Origin of the sequence: Mesorhizobium sp. M1A.F.Ca.IN.020.06.1.1 (genome assembly GCF_004023265.1) — a bacterium.
Classification (GTDB): Bacteria; Pseudomonadota; Alphaproteobacteria; order Rhizobiales; family Rhizobiaceae; genus Mesorhizobium.
The window spans coordinates 1-2,343 of record NZ_RZSR01000933.1; the positions used below are offsets into that span (position 1 = coordinate 1).

At 67.0% G+C, this 2,343-nt stretch carries 3 protein-coding genes; 1 reads left to right on the forward strand and 2 read right to left on the reverse strand.

The features are described from left to right. Together EOA60_RS29215 and hemC are read right to left on the reverse strand one after the other, a co-directional pair. Window positions 1-297, reverse strand: a 297-nt coding sequence (locus EOA60_RS29215; protein WP_206628308.1) for a uroporphyrinogen-III synthase, incomplete at its 3' end; no start/stop codon positions are given. Between the two features lies 1 nt (window position 298). Further along, window positions 299-1,225 carry a hydroxymethylbilane synthase gene (gene hemC, locus EOA60_RS29220; protein WP_095826263.1) on the reverse strand — a complete coding sequence of 309 codons (927 nt, stop codon included), beginning with the start codon at window positions 1,223-1,225 and terminating at the stop codon, window positions 299-301. A gap of 226 nt (window positions 1,226-1,451) precedes the next feature. On the opposite strand from hemC, the gene tsaD reads away from it, so the two are divergent. After that, the coding region (gene tsaD / locus EOA60_RS29225; RefSeq protein ID WP_128312344.1) for a tRNA (adenosine(37)-N6)-threonylcarbamoyltransferase complex transferase subunit TsaD at window positions 1,452-2,343 on the forward strand (892 nt) is incomplete at its 3' end.

A 2,343-nucleotide genomic window follows, 5' to 3' on the forward strand; every position in this document is an offset into this window, starting at 1 on the left:
GCCTGGGCCTTCAAAGACGGACGTAAATCCAGCCGCACGGCAGGCTTCCGCAGTCCTTGTCCCGACCGCATGGCAAGGCAGGGCGGCAAGCGCGGCGACCAGTTCCTTGGGCGCATAGCGCACCGCATTGGCGCTGGTGACGGCAACCGCGGCAGCAGCGGGCAAGACGCTTGCCTCGACCGGCAACGCCACTGTTTCCGTCAGTGGCAGCAGGACGGGCTGGAACCCCTGGGCCTGAAGCCGCCGGGCCGTGCGGGAGGCGCCCGGTTCCGGCCTCGTCACCAGGACGCGGACCATGTCAGGCCCAGCCGTCGAAGAATTTTGCGCCGGCCTTGGCGCGAACGGCCCGCGCGGCTTCCGCGCCGATATTCGCCGCGTCCCGGGCCGGGCCATTCAATCTGACCTCATGCGACTCGGTGCCGTCGGGCGAGATGATCAGCCCGGCGAAAGACAGGTTTTCGTCCGAGACGGTCGCATGGCCGGCGATCGGCGTGCGGCAGGAGCCGTCGAGCGCAGCAAGAAAGGCGCGCTCACAGGCCAGCGCCTGGCCGGTCGGCATGTCGTGAATAGCCGCCAGCATATTTTCGACCACGCCGTCGCCGATGCGGCTTTCGATGCCGATCGCCCCCTGCCCCGGCGCCGGCGGAAAGACATCCAGCGGCATCAGATCGGTGATCACGCTCTCGAGCCCGAGCCGCTTCAGCCCGGCATAGGCGAGGATGGTGCCTTCGGCCACGCCCTCATCCAGCTTGCGCAGTCTGGTCTGCACATTGCCGCGGAACATCACCACATTGAGGTCCGGCCGCATCCTGCGGAGCAGCGCCTGGCGCCGGAGCGACGACGAGCCGATCGTGGCGCCATGCGGCAGATCGGCGATCCGCTTCGCGGTCTTGCCGATGAAGGCGTCGCGCGCGTCCTCGCGCGGCAGGAAGACGGAAAGCTCCAGCCCGTTGGGCAGCACCGTCGGCATGTCCTTCGAGGAATGCACGGCGATATCGATGCGGCGATCGAGCAGCGCTTCCTCGATCTCCTTGGTGAACAGGCCTTTGCCGCCCGCTTCCGACAACGGCCGGTCCTGAATGCGGTCGCCGCTGGTCGAGATCGGCACAATTTCGAAGGCCTGCTCTGGCAGGCCATGCGCCTGCATGAGCCGCGCCCGCGTCTCATGCACCTGGGCGAGCGCCAGCGGGCTGCCGCGTGTTCCGATTTTCAAGGTTGTTTGCATGGCGCGCGGTCCGTGATAACCCCCTAGGCGATTCCGAGGTCTGCCGAGATTCAGGTCAGGCCGAGCCGAAAAAAGCGGATTTCGAGAACCGGAGCGGAGCGTACTTTTGGGTACGTGAGCGCCGGAAGCGCAGAAAACCGCCATTCGCAGGCCGGCACCACCTGACTATCGACAGACCTCCTATATAGGAAAGGTCGGAGACACAATCTTCGAGGACAGCGACGAATTGATCCGCGTTCTGGGCATTGAGACAAGCTGCGATGAGACGGCCGCCAGCGTGGTGGCGCTGGACGGCGACTCCGCGCCCGAAATCCTCTCCAATGTCGTCTTGAGCCAGATCGAGGAGCATGCCGCCTTCGGCGGCGTCGTGCCCGAGATTGCCGCGCGCGCCCATGTCGAGGCGCTGGATGGGATCGTCGAGGCAGCGCTGACCGATTCGGCCGTATCGCTCGATGAGGTCGACGCCGTCGCCGCGACTGCCGGGCCGGGGCTGGTCGGCGGGCTGATCGTTGGTCTGATGACCGCCAAGGCGATCGCCGCCGCCGCGAACAAGCCGCTGATCGCCATCAACCACCTCGAAGGTCACGCGCTGACTGCCCGGCTGACCGAGGGGCTCGACTTTCCCTATCTGCTCTTGCTGGTCTCCGGCGGCCACACCCAGATCGTCGCGGTGCGCGGCGTCGGCGACTACCAGCGCTGGGCAACGACCATCGACGATGCGCTGGGCGAGGCTTTCGACAAGACGGCCAAGATGCTTGGCCTGCCCTATCCGGGCGGGCCCAACGTAGAAAAGACAGCGGCCAGCGGCGATGCGAGCCGCTTTGCCTTCCCGCGTCCGATGAAAGGGTCGGCGCAGCCGGATTTCTCCTTCTCCGGCCTGAAGACGGCTGTGCGCCAGGCGGCAACGGCAATCGCGCCGCTCAGCGACCAGGACGTCGCCGACATCTGCGCCTCCTTCCAGGCTGCGGTGGCCGATGCGCTGGGCGACCGTGTCGCGCGGGCGCTCGCCCGTTTCCGCAAGGAATTTCCCGAGACGGCAAAGCCGGCGCTGGTCGTCGCCGGCGGCGTCGCCGCCAACCGCACGATCAAGGCGACGTTGGAGGCGCGCTGTTCCAAGG